Consider the following 18,259-nt stretch of genomic DNA (forward strand, 5'->3'; position numbering starts at 1 on the left):
CCCGTCCGCCGCGCAGGCACTGCGCCAACGCCGAATGCTCCGAGTCGACCGGGACGATCTGCCCGGGCCGGGCCCGCTCGGCCACCAGCGGGCCGCCGATGATCAACGACTCCTTGTTCGCCAACGCCAGCACGCGCCCCGCGTCCAACGCGGCGAGCGTCGACGACAGGCCGAGCGCCCCGGTCACCCCGTTCAGCACCACGTCGCACGGCCAGGCGGCCACCTCGGCGACGGCCTCCGGCCCGGCCACGATCTTGGGAATGGGGTAGTCGCCGGAGGCGTAGCCGTGCCGCTTGGCCTCGGCGTAGAACGCCAGCTGCAGGTCCTGGGCCGCCGACGCGCGCGCAACGGCGACGACCTCGGGCCGGAACTCCAGGGCCTGCCGGGCGAGCAGGTCGACACGGCCGCCGCCGGCGGCCAGCCCGACCACCCGGAACCGGTCGGGGTTGCGGCGGATCACGTCCAGGGCCTGGGTGCCGATGGAGCCGGTGGAGCCCAGCACGACGACGTCGCGCACGCCCTTGGGGCGCTCGGCATGCCCGTCGGACGGGGCGACGGCGTCGGACGGAACCTCGGAAGGGCCGTCGGCAGGAACGTCGGCAGGAACGTCGGCAGGAACACGGTCGGCGTTCGAGTCTGCGGTCACCCGTCCATTGTCGGCCATGGGCGGCCGGGCCCGCGCCGTGCCGTCCCGCCGGCCCGCGGTCCGGGACTGACGTGCGGCGACCCGCAATGCTGCGGATCACCGGAACGGCATTTGTGAAGTTATGCCACTAGTCCGGACATAGAGGGCGAATTTACCGTCCGCTCACGGACATCCACCACGTCCCCCGACCCCCGTTCCCCGTCTCCCCCCGAACTCCGGAGACCAGATGAAACGCTCCCTGCGCAACGCGGCCGTGGCCGCGGTGGGCGGCGCCGCGCTGCTGCCCTTGCTGACCGTCCCCGCCCACGCGTCCGCTCCGACCGCTCCCGCCCTCCCGACCTCCCCCAGCCCGGTCGCCAAGCTGCAGGCGACCGACGACGCCGAACAGCAGCGCGTGCTGCGGTTCTGGACTCCCGAGCGCATGCGCTCGGCCGTCCCCATGGAGAAGCTGTTCAAGCCGAAGCACGACAGCCGCTGGAAGCAGGTGCGGCGCGGGCAGGCCCAAGTGCTGCCCCCGACCACCCTGTCCATCCCCAACGGCGGCAGCCCCTGGACCGGCGGCGGCCAGGTGACGCAAACGGCCGGACGGGTGTTCTTCACCTACCAGGGCCGCACCGCGTCCTGCTCCGGAAACGCGGTCACCAGCGCCAACAAGAGCACCGTCATCACCGCCGGGCACTGCGTCAAGCTGGACGGAGCGTGGCACACCAACTGGGTGTTCGTGCCGGGCTACGACAACGGCGAGCGCCCCTACGGCACGTGGACCGCCAGCAAGACGCTCGCCACCCCCCAGTGGACCGCCAGCGAGGACATCAACTACGACGTCGGCGCGGCCGTGGTGAACGAGCTCGACGGCCGCAAGCTGGTCGACGTCGTCGGCGGCCAGGGCATCGCGTTCAACCAGCCGCGCAGGCAGAGCATGTACGCCTTCGGCTACCCGGCGGCCTCCCCCTACGACGGCTCCAGGCTCATCTACTGCAGCGGCCAGACCATCGACGACTTCCTGCTGAGCAACGACCACGGCCTCAACTGCGACATGACCGGCGGCTCCAGCGGCGGCCCGTGGTTCCTCAACTTCAACGAGTCCACCGGCACCGGCATCCAGAACTCGGTGAACAGCTTCAAGTACAACTTCCTGCCGAACTACATGTTCGGCCCGTACTTCGGCACTGACGCCCAGAACCTCTACAACACGGCGCAGTCCTCCTAGGCCCACGGGCTTCAGAAACTCGCCGCGGAATCAGAAACTCGCCGCGGAAAGGGCTCGGCGGCCGGTGTTCCTCCCCCCGTACACCGGCCGCCGAGCCGTTCTGTCACCGCGGACCGCCTGAGGGGCCCCTGCCGAACCGTTCCGTGGTGGACGCCCACGGCGGCTGCGCGGTCGGGGCGGCGGACGAGGAGAACTCCGTCCGGACGGACGAGCCGGAAGGAATCGGCCCGCGCATCAGAGGCAGGCGCAGCACCAACCGGGCGCCGCGCGGGCTGTCGGCCACGTACAGCCGGCCGCCGTGCACGATGGCCGTGTCGCGGGCGATCGTCAGCCCCAGCCCGGTGCCGCCGGACGCGCGGTTGCGCGCCGCGTCCAGCCGGGTGAAGCGCTGGAACACCCGCTCGCGGTCGGCGAACGGGATGCCGGGGCCGTCGTCGCACACCTCGACCACCGCCTCGTCGCCCTCGCTCCGCACGTTGACCTCGACGCGGTCGACGGCGTGCCGGTCGGCGTTGGTCAGCAGGTTGACCAGGACCCGGGCCAGCTGGAGCCGGTTGCCCGCCACCATCACGCCCGGCTCGACGCGCGCGAAGACCGGCAGCCGCGGCTCCCGCTGCGCCAGCTCGGACTCGACCAGCCGTCCCAGGTCCAGCGGGGCGAGGACGGGTGCCACGCCGGCGTCGAGCCGCGCCAGCACGAGCATGTCCTCGACGATGTGGTGCAGCCGCTCGGAGTCGTCCAGGCCCTCGCGCAGCGTCTCCAGCAGATCGGTCTCCTCGGGGGCGGCCAGGGCCAGCTCGATGCGGGTGCGCAGGGCGGTCAGCGGGGTGCGCAGCTCGTGCGAGGCGTCGGCCACGAACCGGCGCTGCTGATCCGCCGTCTGCTGCAGCCGGTCCAGCGCGGCGTTCAGCGTGGCGGCCAGCCGCGCCGTCTCGTCGGTGCCGTCGGGCACGGGCACCCGGACGCTCAGGTCGGACGAGGCGATCCCGGACACGGCCCGGTCGATCTCCGCGACCGGGCGCAGCGTGCGCCCCGCGACGCGCCAGGTCACCGCGCCCGCCACGACGATCAACAGCAGGCACAGGCCCCCCACGGTGATCGCGGCGACGGGGCCGCCCAGCACCCGCGGCTCGGGGACCGCCCCGTACACCATCACGGTGCCGTGCGCCGGAACGGCGGTCTGGTAGCCGACCACGTCCAGGCAGCCGGACTTCCACGCCGGGTCGCCGCAGATCCGCGTGTCGACGCGGGTGCGCCCCGGGCCGGGCCGGGCGTGGTCGAGCGGCGGCCTGCCCCGCAGCGAGGCGCTCGCCGCCAGCACGCGCCCGTCCGGGCCGGTGGACACGACCTGGAGCAGGTCCACCCCGTCGCGAGTCGGCAGGGACCCCGCCGTCCCGCCGGCGCGGACCGATGCGGTGGTCTTGCGCGCGGCGTCGGCGGCACGTGCGGTCAGATGCGACGTGATCAGGTGGTTCGCCGCCACGACGACGAGGATGCCGACGGCCATGAGCACGGTGCCGATCATGCTCACCGCCGCGAGCGTCACCCTGGCACGGAGCGAATGAGGCCGCTGCCCCCTCCGTGCACGCCACTGCAGGGCGGGGACGCGCATGTCTCCTTTGTATGTCGCGACCGTACAACCCCGGGCAAAGCGGGCGCCGCAATAAAATGCGAAAATCCTCCGGCTTTCTACCTTTGGTTGCGCGAACGTCCGCCGATCGCATCGCCGCGCCGAACGCCTCTCGGCGACGCCGTCGCGGCCGTCATCGCAGGTCGCAGATGTGACCGAACTTTGCCCGGCTTTTCACCAACGGTAACTGATACATCACGGTGTCCCGCCTATAAAGGTAAGCGTGCATCGGCACCCGTCACGGGAGACAGGGATGGGCCGTAACGGCGAGGTGACGTTCGACCCCGGCGCTCTGACCGCCGCGCAACGCGATGGGGACGCATGCGTTCTCTGCCACAAGAAGTGGCCGAGGCCGCGAATCCGGGTCGGCCGCCTCCCCGAAGGCCAGGGCGTGTTCGCGTGCGAAGAGTGCGCGCCCGCCATCCGCCCTGTCCCCCGCCCTCGCAGGGAACAGGAGGAGCCGGACACGAACGTCGGCGCCCCGGTCGGACGGCCGGAGCCGGCGAGGACGGCGGTCGCGACGTAGACCGTCGGCCACGGAGGTCTCTCATGGAGGAGGGTGACCCGGGCTTTCGGGGGGACGCCCGGGACCACCCGGAAGGCGCGCCCGACTGGGGGCGGTCGGGCGCGCCGGAGACCCCCTTTCCGTCCAGGTCGCTTCTCCGGTCATCGCCCAGGGCTCAGGGCATCCGCTTCCCGCCTTTGGTGGCCTCGTACCACGCCTTCGTCCACTCCGCGTAATCGGTGCAGTCCCGCCGCCCCTTGGCGGCGCCGTCGCCCGTGCCGCACTGCCGCGACGGGGTGTGCGCGAAGATGACCTTGTCGAGGTAGTCGCGGTCGCCCACGTGGTAGGCGTTGCAGAACGCGGCCCTCAGCCGGTCGCCGCCGCACGCCTGGGGATTGGCGGGCGCGACCCCGGACCACTCGGCGATCTGCTGCTGGACGTCGGGCGAGATGGTCCACTGCAGCCACTGGTACATGCAGTTGGGGTGCTCCGCGCGAGCGCCGATCATCCACGCGTTCATCCACCCCGTCACGCCCTCGGACGGGGCGACCCCCTGCACGGGCTTGCCCGCGCGGCTCAGCACGTCGACCTGGTAGGGCCACACCTGCCCGACCGCGGCCTCTCCCCCGGCGAACGCGCTGACCGGGTCGGCGGGCAGCCCCCAGTACATCTTCACGTGGGGACGCTGCTCGGCCAGCACGCGCGCGGCCGCGTCCAACTGCCGGCGGGTCAGCGAATAGGGGTCTTTGATGCCCAGCTTGCGCCTCTTGGAGCGCAGGTAGAGCGCGGCCTCGGCGATGGTGAGCGGGCTGTCGCGCATGACCAGCCGTCCCGAGTACCTGCGGGCCTGGTCGGGGTCGAACAGCGCCGCCCAGCTCGTCGGGGCGGGCTGCACGGACCGGGTGTCGTACATCAGCAGGTTGGTGCCCCACACGTACGGCACCCCGTACACGGTCTTGCCGCGCTTGAGCAGGTTGCGCAGCCGCGGCTCGAGCTTGCGGTAGCCGTCGATGAGACCGGGGTTGACCGGGGCGACGTCCTTGCTCTCGATGAGCTGCCCCGCCACCTCGGGCGGGGCGGCCACGCCGTCGTAGCGGCGCGACTTCTTCTGCATCACCTCGGTCATCTCCTGCACGGTGCCGACCACCTTGAGGCCGACTTTGCAGCCCGTGCGCTCCTGGAACGGCGTCACCCAGTCGACGCGCGGGTCGCTGCCGCCGTTCTCGATGTAGCCGGGCAGGGTCACCAGGTTGAGGGCGCCCTCCCCGGGGCCGAGGCTGCTCGCCACCCGCACCGTGCCGACCGGCTGTCCCTCGTCGCCGCTGCACGCGCCCAGCGTCGTGGCCAGAACCGCGGCCGTCCCCGAGGCCAGCACCTTGGCCCTCAGCCTCATGTCGCTCCCGATCGCGCTCGTGTCCGCAGCGGCCGGCTGCCGCCGGCACCCCGCGGGCCGCGCCGTGCCGGCGCCGACCCGTTCCCCGGCGCAGCGTAGCGTCTCCGGCCGCGGGATCACCCCGCCACGGACGCGGACGGCCCCGGCGCGGGCCGCGCGGCGGACGCTCGCGGGGCCCGTCAAACCGTCCTAACGGACGATTCCACGGAATTTCACCGACGACGCGCCGGCGCGCCGGCCGATTATCCGTCAAATTCAGCGGGAGCCGTCGGGGCGGTTCTCAGGCGCCGATTTCGGTCGCGTCCGCGGAGCGTTTTCCGGGCGACGCCGGACGCGATTGTCGAAGCGGCATGGACGAGTCCGCCGCGGCCCGGGGACAGCGGGTGCCGGCAGCCGCGCCACGTGGAGGTTGCTGGAGAGGGGCGTGGCACGGGCTGCTGTCTCGTCCCGGGCCGCGGCGGCGCCGGCGGGCGTGGCCGTGGTGGGGGAACAGCGGATCACCATGCAGTGCCGCCCGGCCACGCGACCGCCGGTACCCGGTGGAACGGCGACGGGGTGCCTCCCTCGAGACGGAGGAGATTCGAGGGGCGTCGCGTCTCCGACCGGGGGTTTTCCGATGTCTGAGAGCCGTGTCCGGTCACCGGGCCCGTCCGCTGCGCCGCCGCCGGAGCGCCCGGCGGGTCGGACCGGGCATGTCGGATCACCTCGATGCGCGCGATCAGCCGTTGCGGGGTCTCGGCCTCGACGAAGCCCCCGACGTCCCGCTCCCGCGGGGGCAGCGCCCACCATCGGCCCGTGCTCGGGCCGAACCAGATGGTCCAGCCGGGATAACGTCTGCTGAGCGCGTCGACCTCAGCGGCATGCTCGTCGGCAGTCATCACGCGGCTCCCTGCGCCCGGACGTTTCCGGCGGCGGCACTTCACCCGAAGACCCTTTGTCGAAATCGCCTCATTTAATTGAGGTAGTCAGATTGTGTCGCCCGCCACAGAACCAGTCAATACTTGTGGCTATTGTTTGTCGGGGCCGTAAGGGCGGAAAATGACGGTGGAAACCTACGTCCGACAGAAAGTCCCGTCGCGGCCGCCGGGCGCCATCCGGGGTTCACCCGGGCGTCGCCGGCGCCCCGTACGGTGACCGCCCTGGTGATCGGTGAAACGACGGACCGCCCGGCGGCACCCCGGCGGCAGTTTGCGAAATTCCTTCCCAGATGACCGATTCGCCCTTCCTGGCGGACGCGACACCCCGGCGGCCCTGACACGGGCGACGGACTCCGTGTCCTCCCCCGCCCAGGAGGCGATCCGCCGGCCTCCGGCGCGCCGGATATCACGGTGGCCCGCCGCCAACGCGTCCTTCCTGGCGGCGCGGCGTCCACCGAGGCCCTCTACCACTTCCCCGACAGCCCGCACATCTTCCCGCGGGCAAGGGCTGAGGCGGCGGCGACTCGGCCTTCACGGACGCCATGGACTACGGACGCACGTCCACCCCCCAGCCGGGTCGTGCGGCCGCCCGCCGACCGGATGATCGCCTACCAGCGGGACTGGCACCTGCCGGGTCCGGCGCTGGACGTGATCTTCGCGGTGGGCGCGGCCGGGACGCTCGCGGCGCCCCGGCCGCGCCGCACCGTGCTGCCTGCGTGGGCCACGGCCGTGACGCTGCTGGTGTTCCCCATCGCGTCGGCCGACTTCGACTGCCGCCACGTGCCGCCCGCCGCGCCGTTCGCGTGCCTGCCCGCCGGCCTGGCCCTGGCCGGCGCCGCCGGGGCGGTCAGCCGTTGGTGGGGAAGCCGAGGTTCACGCCGCCGTGGCTCGGGTCCAGCCACCGCGCCGTGACGGCCTTGGTGCGCGTGTAGAAGTGGACGCCCTCCATGCCGTGGGCGTGGCTGTCGCCGAACAGCGAGTCCTTCCACCCGCCGAACGAGTAGTAGGCCATCGGCACCGGGATCGGCACGTTGATGCCGACCATGCCGACCTCCACCTCGTTCTGGAAGCGCCGCGCCGCCCCGCCGTCGTTGGTGAAGATCGCGGTGCCGTTGCCGTACGAGTTGGCCGCCAGCAGCTCCATGGCGGCCTCGTACGACCCGACGCGCACGATCGACAGCACCGGGCCGAAGATCTCGTCGCGGTAGGCGTCCATCTCGGGCGTGACGTGGTCGAGCACGCTCGGGCCGAGCCAGAAGCCGTCGCCGCCTCCGCCGAGCACCGGGGTCCGCCGCCCGTCCACGACGAGCGAGGCGCCCTGCGCCACGCCGCTGTCGAGGTAGGAGGCGACGCGGTCGCGGTGCTCGCGGGTGACCAGCGGGCCCATGTCGGACGCGGGGTCGTCGCCGGGTCCGACCTTCAGCCGGCCCACCCGTTCGACGATCTTGGCGACCAGCTCGTCGCCGATCGGGTCCACCGCGACCACCACCGAGATCGCCATGCACCGCTCGCCGGCCGAGCCGAACCCGGCCGACACCGCCGCGTCGGCGGCCAGGTCCAGGTCGGCGTCCGGCAGCACGACCATGTGGTTCTTGGCGCCGCCGAGGGCCTGCACGCGCTTGCCGGTGCGGGCCGCCGTCTCGTACACGTACCGGGCGATCGGGGTGGAGCCCACGAAGCTGACGGCCTTGACGTCGGGGTGGTGCAGCAGGCCGTCCACCGCGGCCTTGTCGCCGTGCAGCACGTTGAACACCCCGTCCGGCAGCCCGGCCTCGGCCCACAGCTCGGCCAGCCGCACCGACGCCGACGGGTCCTTCTCCGACGGCTTCAGCACGAACGTGTTGCCGCACGCGATCGCGATCGGGAACATCCACATCGGCACCATCGCCGGGAAGTTGAACGGCGTGATCCCGGCGACGACCCCGAGCGGCTGCAGGATCGAGTAGGCGTCCACCCGCGTCGACACGTTCTCCGAGAATCCGCCCTTGAGCAGGTGCGGGATGCCGCAGGCGAACTCCACCACCTCCAGGCCGCGCGCCACCTCCCCGGCCGCGTCCGACACCACCTTGCCGTGCTCGGACGAGATCAGCCGGGCCAGCTCGTCGCGGTGGGCGTCGACCAGCTGGCGGAAGCGGAACAGGATCTTGGTGCGGTTGGACAGCGAGGCGTCCCGCCAGGCGGGGAACGCGGCCTTGGCGGCGGCGACGGCCGCGTCGACCTCGGCCTGGGCGGCGAAGTCGACGGTGCCGGACACGCGTCCGGTGGACGGCTCGTAGATGTCGCCGCGCCGTTCGGCCTCACCGGTGAAGGGCTTGCCGTTGATCCAGTGCGTGACGCGCTTGCCGGGCGTGGACTGCTGTGTGCTCATGCGATGGCCGCCTCGTTCACGGTTCGGAGGGAATCGACGAGAATGCCGAGCCCCTCGCGGGCCTCGGCGTCGGTGAGGGTCAGGGGCGGGGCCATCCGGATGACGTTCCCGTACAGGCCTCCCTTGCCCACCAGAAGGCCGCGGCGGCGGGTCTCCTCCATGAGCGCGTCGGCCAGGGGCGGGCTGGGCTCGCCGGAACCGGGGTCGGCCAGCTCGACGGCGAACATCAGGCCCTTGCCGCGCACGTCCCGCACCACCGCCAGGTCCTTGGCGGCCTCGCGCAGGCCGCCGATGATGACCGCGCCCTGCTTGGCGGCGTTGGCCTGCAGGTCGTGGTCCAGGACGTAGTCGAGGGTGGCGTTGGCCGCGGCCATGGCGATGGGGTTGCCGCCGAAGGTGGAGATGCCGTTGGCGTTCAGGCCGTCCACCAGCTCGCGCCGCGCCACCACCCCGCCGACCGCGAAGCCGTTGGCCAGCCCCTTGGCGAACGTCATCATGTCCGGGACGACGCCGTGGGCGCTGATGCCGAAGAAGCTGTCTCCGGTGCGTCCCCAGCCGGTCTGCACCTCGTCGGAGATGAAGTACGCGCCGTATTCGCTCAGCACCTCCTGGTAGGCGGCGAACAGGCCGTCCGGCGCCATGGTGAACCCGCCGACGCCCTGGATCGGCTCGGCGATCAGCGCGGCGACGTCGCCGCCGGTCGCCGTGGCCAGCACGTGCCGCAGGTCCTCGACGCACACCTTGATGTAGTCGGCGTCCGACAGCCCGGCGAACTGCGGCAGGTGCCGGTCCGCGCCGTGCAGGAAGTGCACGTTGAGCGGCGAGTACGGCAGGTTCTTCCAGGTGCGCAGGCCGGTCACGCCGACCGCGCCGAAGCTGCGGCCGTGGTAGGACTGCCGCATCGCGAGCACCTGGTCGCTGCGGCGCGCGGCCGCCGCCAGCAGCAGCGCCGTCTCGTTGGCCTCGGTGCCGGAGTTGGTGAAGAAGACCTTGGCGTCCGGGATGCCCGCCAGCCGGACGATCTTCTCGGCCAGCTCGATCTGCCCGCGCAGGAGATAGAGCGTGGAGGTGTGCACGACGCCGGTGGCCAACTGGCGCTCCACCGCCTCCCGCACCTCGGGCACGTCGTACCCGATCATGTTGGTGAGGATGCCCGTGAAGAAGTCGAGGTAGCCGTTGCCCTCGGCGTCGGTCACGCGGCTGCCCTTGCCGCCGACGATCTCGATAGGACTCTCGTAGTTGAGCGCCAGCCAGTCCGGCATGACGGCCCGGTGACGCCGCAGCAGCTTCGCGTGTTCCGACATGTCACCAGTGTTGTCCTCGGCCCTGAGGCCGGGGAACCCGCACACTGTCAGGTCCGCCTCCTCGCCGTTGACGCTCTGCTGGGGACGACCCCTTCCCGAAAAACGCCCACATTATGTCATGACATATTGACATTGACACCCTGCCGGTATCATCGGGACAGAATGCTCCCTACCTTGGCGGATGTCCTGCAGCTCGACGCGGTCCGCCGCGGGCAACCGCGGGTGGTCGCGGGCGCGGACCGGCTGGGAAACCCGGTCCGCTGGGTCCACGTGGCCGAGGTCACCGACATCGCCCACCTGCTGCACGGCGGCGAGCTGGTGCTCACCACCGGCATCGCGCTGCCCGACGACCCCGACCGCCTGCGCGCCTACATCGCCGACCTGGCCGAGGTCGGCGTGAGCGGTCTGATGATCGAGCTGGGCCGCCGGTACGCCCGGTCGCTGCCGCGGGCGCTGCTGGCGGCCGCCGAGGAGCACGGCCTGCCGGTGGTGATGCTGGCGCACGAGCCGGCGTTCGTGGACATCACCGAGTCGGTGCACGCGCGCATCCTGCAGGACCAGATGGCCGAGCTGCGCGCCTCCGAGCGGCTGCACGAGATCTTCACCCAGCTGTCGGTGGAGGGCGCCTCCCCCGACGAGATCGTCCGGCAGGTCGCCGCGCTCGGCGGGCACCCGGTCGTCCTGGAGAACCTGTCGCACCAGGTGCTGGCCGCCGACGCGGGCCCGGGCGACCCCGCCGAGCTGTTGTCGGCGTGGGAGACGCGCTCCCGGGCGGTGCGGCCGGAGGGGCGCACCGGCTACGACGAGGCGTCCGGCTGGCTGGTCACGACGGTCGGCGCCCGCGGCGAGGACTGGGGCCGGCTGATCATCACCTGCGGACGGCCGCCCACGCCCCGCGAGACCGTGCTGATCGAACGCGCCGCCACCACCCTGGCGCTGGTCCGCCTGCTGGACCGGCACGCCGAGAGCGTGGAGCGGCAGGCGCACGGGACGATCATCGCGCGCCTGCTCGCCCACTCCTACGCCGACCCGCAGGAGGTCGCCGCCCGCGCCCGCGCGCTCGGGGTGCCGCTGTCGGGCCGCCGCCTGCTCGGCGTGGTGCTGCGCCCGTGCGCCGGCGCGGCGCGCGGCGACCTGTCCGAACTGGCCGAGACGGCGTCGGCGGCCTGCAAGGAGGCCCGCGTGGCCGCCCTGGTCGGCGTGCTCGAGGAGGACGGCCCGAAGGCCCGCGTCAGCGTCCTGGCCTCCCTGTCGGCCCGCGCCGACGTGGAGGCCGTGCTGACCGAGATCGCCACCCGTGTCCGCAAGCGGTACGACGGCGACGTGGTCATGGCCGCGGGGTCGGTCGTGCAGTCCGTCCGCGACGTGCGCCGCTCCTTCCTGGAGGCCGAGCAGGTCGCCGACGTGGCCGCCCGCGGCTCGGCCGCTCGCCTGTTCTACCGCCTGCCCGACCTGCGCCTGCGCGGCCTGCTGCACCTGCTGCGCGACGACGCCCGGGTCCAGACCTTCGTCGAGCGCGAGCTCGGCCCCCTGCTGGAGTACGACGCCGAGCGCGGCAGCGACCTCACGCGCGTCCTTGAGCTCTACCTCGAATCGGGGCGCAACAAGGCCGTCGCCGCCCAGCGCGCCCATCTGTCCCGCCCCGCCTTCTACGAGCGCCTGCGCCGCATCGAACGCGTCCTCGACGCCGACCTCGACGACGTGGAGTGCTGCGTCTCCCTCCACGTCGCGCTCCTGGCCCTGGCCTCCCTGCGCTGGGAACGCTCCAACACCTGAGCCGCGCGCCGGGTGCGCGGAGCGCGTCGACGGCCGATCCGTCGTCCGCGCCTTGGTGATTTCGCGCGACGGCGACGGGCTCGGGGAGAGCACTGTGCGGGGCTCCCAGCCCCGGACCGTGTATCGGCGGTGGCTCGGGCAGAACGACACCGTGGAGGGACGCAACGGGGCGGACGACCGGACCATCGGGGTGGAAGAGGAACTGCTGCTCGTCGACCCGGACAGCGGGGTGCCGCAGGCCGTGTCGGTCGACGTGATCCGCTACGCCTACGAGAAGGGCGAGGTGCCGCGCGGCGACCGCGATCCGCAGGTCGGGTCGTCCGGCGGCGAGAGCCTGGAGACCGAGCTGCAGCGCGAGCAGATGGAGGTGTGCACCCGCCCGTGCGCCTCGCTCGCCGAGCTGTCGGCCCAGATCCGGTGGGCGCGGCGCGCGGCGTCCCAGGCCGCGCGGGGCGTCGGGGTCGCGGTGGCGGCGCTGGCGACCTCGCCGGTGGCCGTGCGGCCGTCGCTCACCCCGTCCCGCCGGTACCGGAGGATGGCCGACGCCTACGGGCTGACCGCCGACGAGCAGCTGACCTGCGGGTGCCACGTGCACGTGGCGGTCGACTCGCCGGAGGAGGGCGCGGCCGTGCTCGACCGGATCCGGCCGTGGCTGCCGCCGCTGCTGGCGCTGAGCGCCAACTCCCCGTTCTGGCAGGGACGCGACACCGGATACGACAGCTGGCGGCACCAGGTGTGGGGGCGCTGGCCGTCCAGCGGACCGACCGAGGTGTTCGAGTCCTTCAAGGAGTACCGGTCGACCGTCTCGGGGATGCTCGACACCGGCGTGCTGCTCGACGAGGGCATGGTCTACTTCGACGCCCGCGTCTCCCACCGCTATCCCACCGTGGAGATCCGGGTGGCGGACGTGTGCCTGCGCGCCGAGGACGCCGTCCTGCTCGCCGCGCTGGTCCGCGCGCTGGTCGACACGGCGGTCCGGGAGTGGCGGGCGGGCGTGCCGCCCGACCCGGTGCGCACGCATCTGCTGCGGCTGGCGATGTGGCGGGCCAGCCGGTCGGGACTGCGCGGCGACCTGGTGCACCCGGTCACGCATCGCGCCGCCGATGCGCGCGCGGTGGTGTCGGCGCTGCTGGAGCATGCGGCCCCCGCCTTAATCCGCCGCGGGGACCTGGAGACGGTGGAGCGGCTGCTGCGGCGGCTGCTCGACCGGGGCAACGGCGCGAGCGTCCAACGCGCCGTCTTCACGCGCACCCGCGACGCCGCGGCGGTCGTCGCCGACGCCGTCCGCCGGACCCTGGAGTTCTGAGCGCCGGCCCCGGACCGTGAGGCGGGCCTGCGCAGGGGCGGGCGAAGGCCCGCCTCACGGGGCCTGGGGAGCGCGGGGAGGCGGTCAGGCGGCGGCGCGGCCCTGGAAGGGCAGGTACCGCTCGGCCCGGTGGGGGCGGGCGGGCATGCCGGTGGACTCGACGGCGAGGATGCGGTCGAAGCGGAAGGCGCGCACGCCGCGGCGCATCCGGCACCAGCCGACCAGGTACCAGTGGTCGCGGTGGACCAGGCAGGTGACGGGCTCGACCTCGCGGATGGTGACGTTGGCGCGGGCGTCGCCGTAGACCAGGCGGACGATCCGGTGCTCGGTGATCGCGGCGGCGATCACGCGGGCGCGGTCGGCGGTGGCGGGGCCGAGCGGCGTGGTGAGGGTCTGCAGGGTGGCGGCGACGACCTCGCCGTCGGCGACGTCGTCGTCCAGGAGGGTGCGCAGGGCGCGGCGGGCGGTGGCCGCCTGCGGCCCGGCGCCCAGGTGGGCCAGCGAGAGCGCCAGCGCGGCGATCTCCGCCGGGGTGAGGGCGCTGCGGTGCGTCGCTGCGTTCGCCATGATTCGATAATACGTTCGAATACCGACAGTGTGGAGGCCTTGAGCGGGCCCTCGGCATGGGGAACACTGATCACGCGAGAGCGCGACGCCGGGGGCGACCATGGGCGAAGTGGGGCCGCGATGAGCGACGGCGGGCTCCCGTTCGCGTTCACCGCCGCCGGCGCTGCCGCCCCGCCGCCGCGCCGCGAGGGGCGGGCGCCTGCGCGACCGCGCGGCGACGCGAAGAAGCGGCGACCGCTCCTCGGCCGCGCCGCCGTCGTCGGCCCGAGGACGCCGCCGTGAGCGGGGACCGGGAGGCCGCCCAGGCGGTGGAGCTGGGCTGCCCCGCGTGCCGCGAGGTGGTGTATCCGGGCGAGGAGTTCTGCGAGGCGTGCGGGCAGCGTCTCGACCCGCGCTCCGGTGCCGCCCCGGTGCGGCTGCGCCGCTGCGTGTCCTGCCGTGCGGCCGTCGACGCGGACGGCTACTGCGAGCAGTGCGGTCTGCGGCAGCCTCTCGACCGCGACCGCGTCGAAGTGGAGCTGCCCGGCGGCATCGCCGCCGGAGTGAGCGACCGCGGCCTGCGCCACAGCCGCAACGAGGATGCCCTGGCGCTCGCGCCGTGCCGCGGGGGCGTGGCCGCGGTGGTATGCGACGGGGTCGGTTCGTCGCCGCGCCCTGAGGAGGCCTCCCGGGTCGCCGCCGAAACCGCCGTCGCGTCACTCGTCGCGGAACTGGACCGAGGGGCGGACGCCGAGGCGGCCACGCGCACCGCCGTCGCCCGCGCGGCCGCCGCCGTGTCGTCCCTGGCCGGTTCTCCGGACGAGGCCCCGTCGTGCACGTTGGTGTCGGCCGTCGTCGGCCCGGGCTCGGTGACCGTCGGGTGGGTGGGCGACAGCCGCGCCTACTGGCTCGCCGCCGACGAGGCGGAGTCGCGGCAGCTGACCGAGGACGACTCCTGGGCCGCCGCCATGGTCGCCGAGGGCGCGCTCACCTGGGCGGAGGCGGAGGCCCACCCCAATGCGCACGTCATCACCGCCTGGCTGGGAGCGGACGCGGACGAGCCGGCCCCGCACGTCCGCACCTATTGCGTCCAGGGCCCCGGCACGGTGCTGGTGTGCAGCGACGGCCTCTGGAACTACCTGCCCACCCCCCAGCGGCTCACCGCCGCGCTGAGGGCCGCGTCGTGCTCCCCCGGGGACGCGGCCCGCCCGTTGGAAGCCGCCCGCACCCTGGTTCGGCATGCCCTCGACGCAGGTGGCCGTGACAACGTCACCGTCGCCGTCGTCCCCCTTCCGAAGGTCACCGCCCAGAAGGATGCGCCCCCCGCGAACTCTCCTGTCCCGCGGAGCACGGAGCATGTTCGATGAGCGCACAGCAGCAGCGCACCGTCATGGTCGACCGGAACGACTACCTGCCCGTGGGCGGCCGCGAGGTCCCCGAGCTCACGTCGGGCGGGTCGTCCGGCGGAGCCTTCACCAGCGGCGCCGCGGTCGAATCGTGGCCGCGTCCGGCCGATGAGCCGTTCGGCGTCACTCGGCACGGCATCCTGCTCACCGGGGACGGGAACCGGCGCGCCCCTGCCGCTCCGCTCGCCGCGGCGCCGCGGCACTGCTCGGGACGGTCCGCGGTGCGGTTGCGCATGGACATGGACGCGGTGCGGTTGCGCATGGACATGGACATGGACATGGACATGGACGCGGACGCGGACGCGGCCGGCGTGTCGTCGCCTGGCACGCGGTCGGCCGAGACCGTCCGTATCGGCGAGGACGAGGGCTGAGCATGGCGATCTGTCCGTCCGGACACAGCTCCGGTTCCGAGGACTACTGCGACGTCTGCGGTCAGCGCATCGGCGCCGCGTCCGCCTCGACGCCCGCGACCTCCGGGGAGGCCGGGGAGGCGGGCACCGGCGGCGTGCCGTGCCCGGACTGCGGTACGCCGTCCACCGACCGCTTCTGCGAGGAGTGCGGCTACGACTTCGCGACGGGAAGCGGCAGGCCGACGCCGTCAGGTCCCCCGCAACCGTTTCCGCCTCCCCAAGCCCCATCAGAGGCGGCGCCCCCGCCGACTGCGCCCGGCGGGGACGCGGAGTGGGTGGCCATCGTCAACGCCGACCGCGACTACTACGACACCGTCATCGCCCAAGGCGGACCCGACAGCAAGGACATCCCCTTCCCTCCCTATTGCCCTGAACGGCGGATCCCCCTGACCGGGTCGCAGATCCGCATAGGCAGGCGCAGCGTCTCCCGGGGGACGACCCCCGAGATCGACTTGCAGGAGCCCCCGGCCGACCCCGGCGTCTCCCACATGCACGCCGTGCTGCTGGCCAAGCCGGACGGCACCTGGACCCTGGTCGACCCCGGCTCCACCAACCGGACGTGCCTCAACGGCGCCACCGACCCGATCCCCCTCAACGTCGAGGTGCCCGTCGGCGACGGCGACCGCATCCACGTGGGAGCCTGGACCACCATCACGCTCCGACGGCGAAGTGCGACGTGACGGCGCGATCCGCGCCGGCGTCCGGGCGACCGGCGCCGGCCGGGCGGCGTGCACGCGATGCCGCCGCGGGACGACGCCCCGTGCGGTCAGCAAGATCAGTCGCTTTCGTAAGTGCCCCTTCCGGCCCGGCTTCGTAAGTTATGGTCGCGATCACAACCCGACGAGGAACCCGACGCCGCCGCCCCCGGAGGAGTCCCATTGACGACGGTGATCCTGGTGGTGCTGTGCGTCGTCGTGGGAGCGCTGGAGCTGTACGCGGGCCGGCAGAGCAAACAGCAGGCGGCCGCGTTCGTGCGTCGCGTCGACGAGCTCAACGAGCACGTCACCAAGCAGAACAACGTGCTGGTGAAGGTGGGCGAGCAGCTGACCGCCGAGCTGTCGCGGGTCAAACGGGACGTGCTGCCGTCGCTGGACTCGCGGCTGCGCGACAACACCCGCCAGGTCGAGGAGCTGGCCGCGCTCGTGCACCGGGCCGACGAGTACCTGCGCGCCCAGGCGGAGCGGCTCCAGGAGCTGGAGCAGCAGCGCGTCACGCTCGCCGCGCTGCGCCGCAAGCTGGCCGAGGTGGAGACGTCCGTGCGCGCGGTCGCCGAGGCGAGCGCCCGCGCCGCCGACGGCGGCGCGGGGACCGCCGGCGGCGCCGACGTGGAGGCGGCGCTGGAGCGGCTGGCGGAGCTGGAGCGCGGCGGCGCGGAGATGCTGGAGCTGCAGCGCGCCCTCACCCGCACGCTGGAGGAAGTGGAGGACGTCGTCGCCGAGCTCCTGTCGTTCACCGAGGGGGAGCTGGACGACGCCGTCGCGTCAGCGCTGACCGCCCGGCCCCGGACCGGGGCCGACGGGACGTCCGTCAACGTCATCGGGCGGCTGTGGACGCGCGACGGGCAGCTGGCGGACATCCTCACCGAGGTGTACGAGCGGTGCGTGCGGGCCAACCGGCTGCGCATCCGGTTCCGCACCACCGAGGCGGCGAACGGCTCGTCCGCCGCCGACGCGTCGGACCGCCGACGCTACTTCCTGGCCGGGCAGCGGCCCGAGGACCTCGGCGGCGTCTTCACCGCGCTGCTGATCTCCACCGGCGCGGACCTCCCGCGCGAGGGCTCTCCGGGGCCGGGGGCGCTGGCGCGCGGACGCCCCGGCGAACGCGTCCTTCCCCCCGGCATCACCCCCGAACCGCCCCCGGAGGACGAGGCGGCGCTCAAGGCGTTGCTCCGCGCGCTCTACGAGAGCAGCGGCGCGGTGGCGCAGATCGGCCCGCTGCTGGCGGTGCGCAGCCGCGACGAGCTGCTGTGCGCCGTGCTGACCCCGCCGCAGTCGCTGGAACTGGAGAGCGACGAGGTGTTCTGGGATCCGGCCGCCGCGGCCGTGCGGCTGCGGCGCCTGCCGTCCCACCAGCTGTGGGATCTCAGCCTGTGGGCCGCGGGGACGTGACCGCGCCGTCGAGGCCGTAGGCGCGCACGGTGCGGTCGGCCGCGTGCAGCCGCACGAACAGCGGACACGCGGCGTCCCCCGTCACCGGGTCCACCTCGGCGCACAGCCCGACGCCCGTCGCGCGGTCGAGGAACACCACGTTGTCCACGGCCCGCGCCGCGCGCACCGCGTAGGGCACAGAGGCCGCGTCGGCGGTGTCGTACAGCTCCTGGAAGGTCAGGCGCCGCGCGTACCGCAGCAGCCCCTCCGCGTCTACGACCCGGGTGCCGATCGCCTCCGACGGGCCCGCGATGACGATCCCGAAGCTGGGGTCCTGCCGCCCGCGCACGTAGATCTCGCGGTCGGGTTCCAGGCCGCGCGCCCGGCGGGGAAGGTGCAGACCGAACCCCGTGGCGCCGTCGACGAACCCCGGCGGGCCGAATCCGGACGGATCACCGGAGCCCGGCGCACCGCCGTCGCCCCGCGACGGCCGGCCGTCCGCGGACGGCCCCGCCCCGTTGCGGACGCGCATCACCCCTCGCGGCGCCTGCCAGCCGGGCAGGTACACGCCCAACCCGCGCAGCAGCAGCCGCCACACCGGCCGCCCCGTCACGTCCGCTGCGTAGGCCCCCCGGGACGACCCGGGAGACGCCTGCTCAGGGGTGACCATGTACCCATCTTCCGGTCATGTCCCCCGTCGAGCAAGAAGTTCACGGCGCGGGCGCGCGCACCGTTCGCTCCTGCCGGCTCACTTC

15 protein-coding genes and 1 pseudogene are annotated in these 18,259 nt (G+C 73.4%); 8 read left to right on the plus strand and 8 right to left on the minus strand.

Features of this window, described 5'->3' with window-relative positions; all coding sequences use genetic code 11:
- Window positions 1-517 (minus strand): annotated as a pseudogene (locus AR3_RS16515) (1-deoxy-D-xylulose-5-phosphate reductoisomerase); the annotation flags it as partial.
- Between the two features lie 355 nt (window positions 518-872).
- On the opposite strand from AR3_RS16515, the gene AR3_RS16520 reads away from it, so the two are divergent.
- Window positions 873-1,856 carry a trypsin-like serine peptidase gene (locus tag AR3_RS16520; RefSeq protein WP_067915107.1) on the plus strand — a complete coding sequence of 328 codons (984 nt, stop codon included), beginning with the start codon at window positions 873-875 and terminating at the stop codon, window positions 1,854-1,856.
- 103 nt (window positions 1,857-1,959) lie between these two features.
- Here the strand turns inward: AR3_RS16520 and AR3_RS16525 are convergent, their stop codons facing one another.
- From AR3_RS16525 to AR3_RS29750, 3 genes are all read right to left on the minus strand, one after another.
- Window positions 1,960-3,381, minus strand: a complete 1,422-nt coding sequence (locus AR3_RS16525; protein WP_227023148.1) for a sensor histidine kinase — start codon at window positions 3,379-3,381, stop codon at window positions 1,960-1,962.
- Between the two features lie 785 nt (window positions 3,382-4,166).
- The gene (locus tag AR3_RS16535) at window positions 4,167-5,384 is read right to left on the minus strand and encodes an ABC transporter substrate-binding protein (RefSeq protein WP_067915145.1); all 1,218 of its coding nucleotides are present in this window, start codon (window positions 5,382-5,384) and stop codon (window positions 4,167-4,169) included.
- Window positions 5,385-5,881: 497 nt separating this feature from the next.
- Window positions 5,882-6,262, minus strand: a complete 381-nt coding sequence (locus AR3_RS29750; RefSeq protein ID WP_083951596.1) for a hypothetical protein — start codon at window positions 6,260-6,262, stop codon at window positions 5,882-5,884.
- Window positions 6,263-6,880: 618 nt separating this feature from the next.
- Here AR3_RS29750 and AR3_RS16540 point away from each other — a divergent pair.
- Window positions 6,881-7,213 (plus strand): hypothetical protein, encoded by a 333-nt coding sequence (locus AR3_RS16540; protein ID WP_067915110.1) that lies wholly within the window; start codon window positions 6,881-6,883, stop codon window positions 7,211-7,213.
- On the opposite strand, the gene AR3_RS16545 is transcribed toward AR3_RS16540, so the two are convergent.
- Together AR3_RS16545 and AR3_RS16550 are read right to left on the minus strand one after the other, a co-directional pair.
- On the minus strand, window positions 7,149-8,669 hold the full coding sequence (locus AR3_RS16545) for a CoA-acylating methylmalonate-semialdehyde dehydrogenase (protein WP_067915111.1): 1,521 nt from the start codon (window positions 8,667-8,669) through the stop codon (window positions 7,149-7,151). The two genes, AR3_RS16540 and AR3_RS16545, sit on opposite strands and share 65 nt — an antisense overlap.
- A complete protein-coding gene (locus tag AR3_RS16550) occupies window positions 8,666-9,973 on the minus strand; it encodes an aspartate aminotransferase family protein (RefSeq protein WP_067915112.1) in 1,308 nt (435 codons plus the stop codon). Before AR3_RS16550 ends, AR3_RS16545 begins: the two co-directional genes overlap by 4 nt.
- A 162-nt stretch (window positions 9,974-10,135) precedes the next feature.
- On the opposite strand from AR3_RS16550, the gene AR3_RS16555 reads away from it, so the two are divergent.
- A complete protein-coding gene (locus tag AR3_RS16555; RefSeq protein ID WP_067915113.1) occupies window positions 10,136-11,749 on the plus strand; it encodes a PucR family transcriptional regulator in 1,614 nt (537 codons plus the stop codon).
- Window positions 11,750-11,804: 55 nt separating this feature from the next.
- Window positions 11,805-13,055, plus strand: a complete 1,251-nt coding sequence (locus tag AR3_RS16560; protein ID WP_245637898.1) for a carboxylate-amine ligase — start codon at window positions 11,805-11,807, stop codon at window positions 13,053-13,055.
- Between the two features lie 84 nt (window positions 13,056-13,139).
- Here the strand turns inward: AR3_RS16560 and AR3_RS16565 are convergent, their stop codons facing one another.
- Window positions 13,140-13,622 (minus strand): helix-turn-helix transcriptional regulator, encoded by a 483-nt coding sequence (locus tag AR3_RS16565; RefSeq protein WP_067915114.1) that lies wholly within the window; start codon window positions 13,620-13,622, stop codon window positions 13,140-13,142.
- A gap of 278 nt (window positions 13,623-13,900) precedes the next feature.
- On the opposite strand from AR3_RS16565, the gene AR3_RS16570 reads away from it, so the two are divergent.
- The 4 genes from AR3_RS16570 (at window position 13,901) to AR3_RS16585 (ending at window position 17,525) form a co-directional block, all read left to right on the plus strand.
- Window positions 13,901-14,968: a PP2C family protein-serine/threonine phosphatase gene (locus AR3_RS16570; RefSeq protein WP_227023143.1), complete on the plus strand. Its 1,068-nt coding sequence runs from the start codon at window positions 13,901-13,903 to the stop codon at window positions 14,966-14,968.
- Complete coding sequence (locus tag AR3_RS16575; RefSeq protein WP_067915115.1) at window positions 14,965-15,378, plus strand: hypothetical protein; 414 nt, start codon at window positions 14,965-14,967, stop codon at window positions 15,376-15,378. Before AR3_RS16570 ends, AR3_RS16575 begins: the two co-directional genes overlap by 4 nt.
- A gap of 2 nt (window positions 15,379-15,380) precedes the next feature.
- Window positions 15,381-16,097, plus strand: coding sequence for an FHA domain-containing protein (locus tag AR3_RS16580; RefSeq protein ID WP_067915116.1), 717 nt, complete (start codon window positions 15,381-15,383; stop codon window positions 16,095-16,097).
- A 207-nt stretch (window positions 16,098-16,304) separates the two neighbouring features.
- Window positions 16,305-17,525 (plus strand): hypothetical protein, encoded by a 1,221-nt coding sequence (locus AR3_RS16585; protein ID WP_227023147.1) that lies wholly within the window; start codon window positions 16,305-16,307, stop codon window positions 17,523-17,525.
- Here the strand turns inward: AR3_RS16585 and AR3_RS16590 are convergent.
- Window positions 17,500-18,174 carry a hypothetical protein gene (locus tag AR3_RS16590; RefSeq protein WP_067915118.1) on the minus strand — a complete coding sequence of 225 codons (675 nt, stop codon included), beginning with the start codon at window positions 18,172-18,174 and terminating at the stop codon, window positions 17,500-17,502. The two genes, AR3_RS16585 and AR3_RS16590, sit on opposite strands and share 26 nt — an antisense overlap.
- Window positions 18,175-18,259 lie beyond the last annotated feature (85 nt).

Source organism: Actinomadura rubrobrunea NBRC 15275 (genome assembly GCF_001552235.1).
Lineage (GTDB): Bacteria > Actinomycetota > Actinomycetes > Streptosporangiales > Streptosporangiaceae > Spirillospora > Spirillospora viridilutea.

Excerpts from the sequence above, each read along its gene's own strand:
- AR3_RS29750 (WP_083951596.1), bottom strand. The coding sequence starts at position 6,262 with ATGACTGCCGACGAGCATGCCGCTGAGGTCGACGCGCTCAGCAGACGT.
- AR3_RS16525 (WP_227023148.1), bottom strand. The coding sequence starts at position 3,381 with ATGATCGGCACCGTGCTCATGGCCGTCGGCATCCTCGTCGTCGTGGCG.
- AR3_RS16545 (WP_067915111.1), bottom strand. The coding sequence starts at position 8,669 with ATGAGCACACAGCAGTCCACGCCCGGCAAGCGCGTCACGCACTGGATC.
- AR3_RS16535 (WP_067915145.1), bottom strand. The coding sequence starts at position 5,384 with ATGAGGCTGAGGGCCAAGGTGCTGGCCTCGGGGACGGCCGCGGTTCTG.
- AR3_RS16575 (WP_067915115.1), top strand. The coding sequence starts at position 14,965 with ATGAGCGCACAGCAGCAGCGCACCGTCATGGTCGACCGGAACGACTAC.
- AR3_RS16565 (WP_067915114.1), bottom strand. The coding sequence starts at position 13,622 with ATGGCGAACGCAGCGACGCACCGCAGCGCCCTCACCCCGGCGGAGATC.
- AR3_RS16550 (WP_067915112.1), bottom strand. The coding sequence starts at position 9,973 with ATGTCGGAACACGCGAAGCTGCTGCGGCGTCACCGGGCCGTCATGCCG.
- AR3_RS16520 (WP_067915107.1), top strand. The coding sequence starts at position 873 with ATGAAACGCTCCCTGCGCAACGCGGCCGTGGCCGCGGTGGGCGGCGCC.
- AR3_RS16590 (WP_067915118.1), bottom strand. The coding sequence starts at position 18,174 with ATGGTCACCCCTGAGCAGGCGTCTCCCGGGTCGTCCCGGGGGGCCTAC.
- AR3_RS16580 (WP_067915116.1), top strand. The coding sequence starts at position 15,381 with ATGGCGATCTGTCCGTCCGGACACAGCTCCGGTTCCGAGGACTACTGC.
- AR3_RS16555 (WP_067915113.1), top strand. The coding sequence starts at position 10,136 with ATGCTCCCTACCTTGGCGGATGTCCTGCAGCTCGACGCGGTCCGCCGC.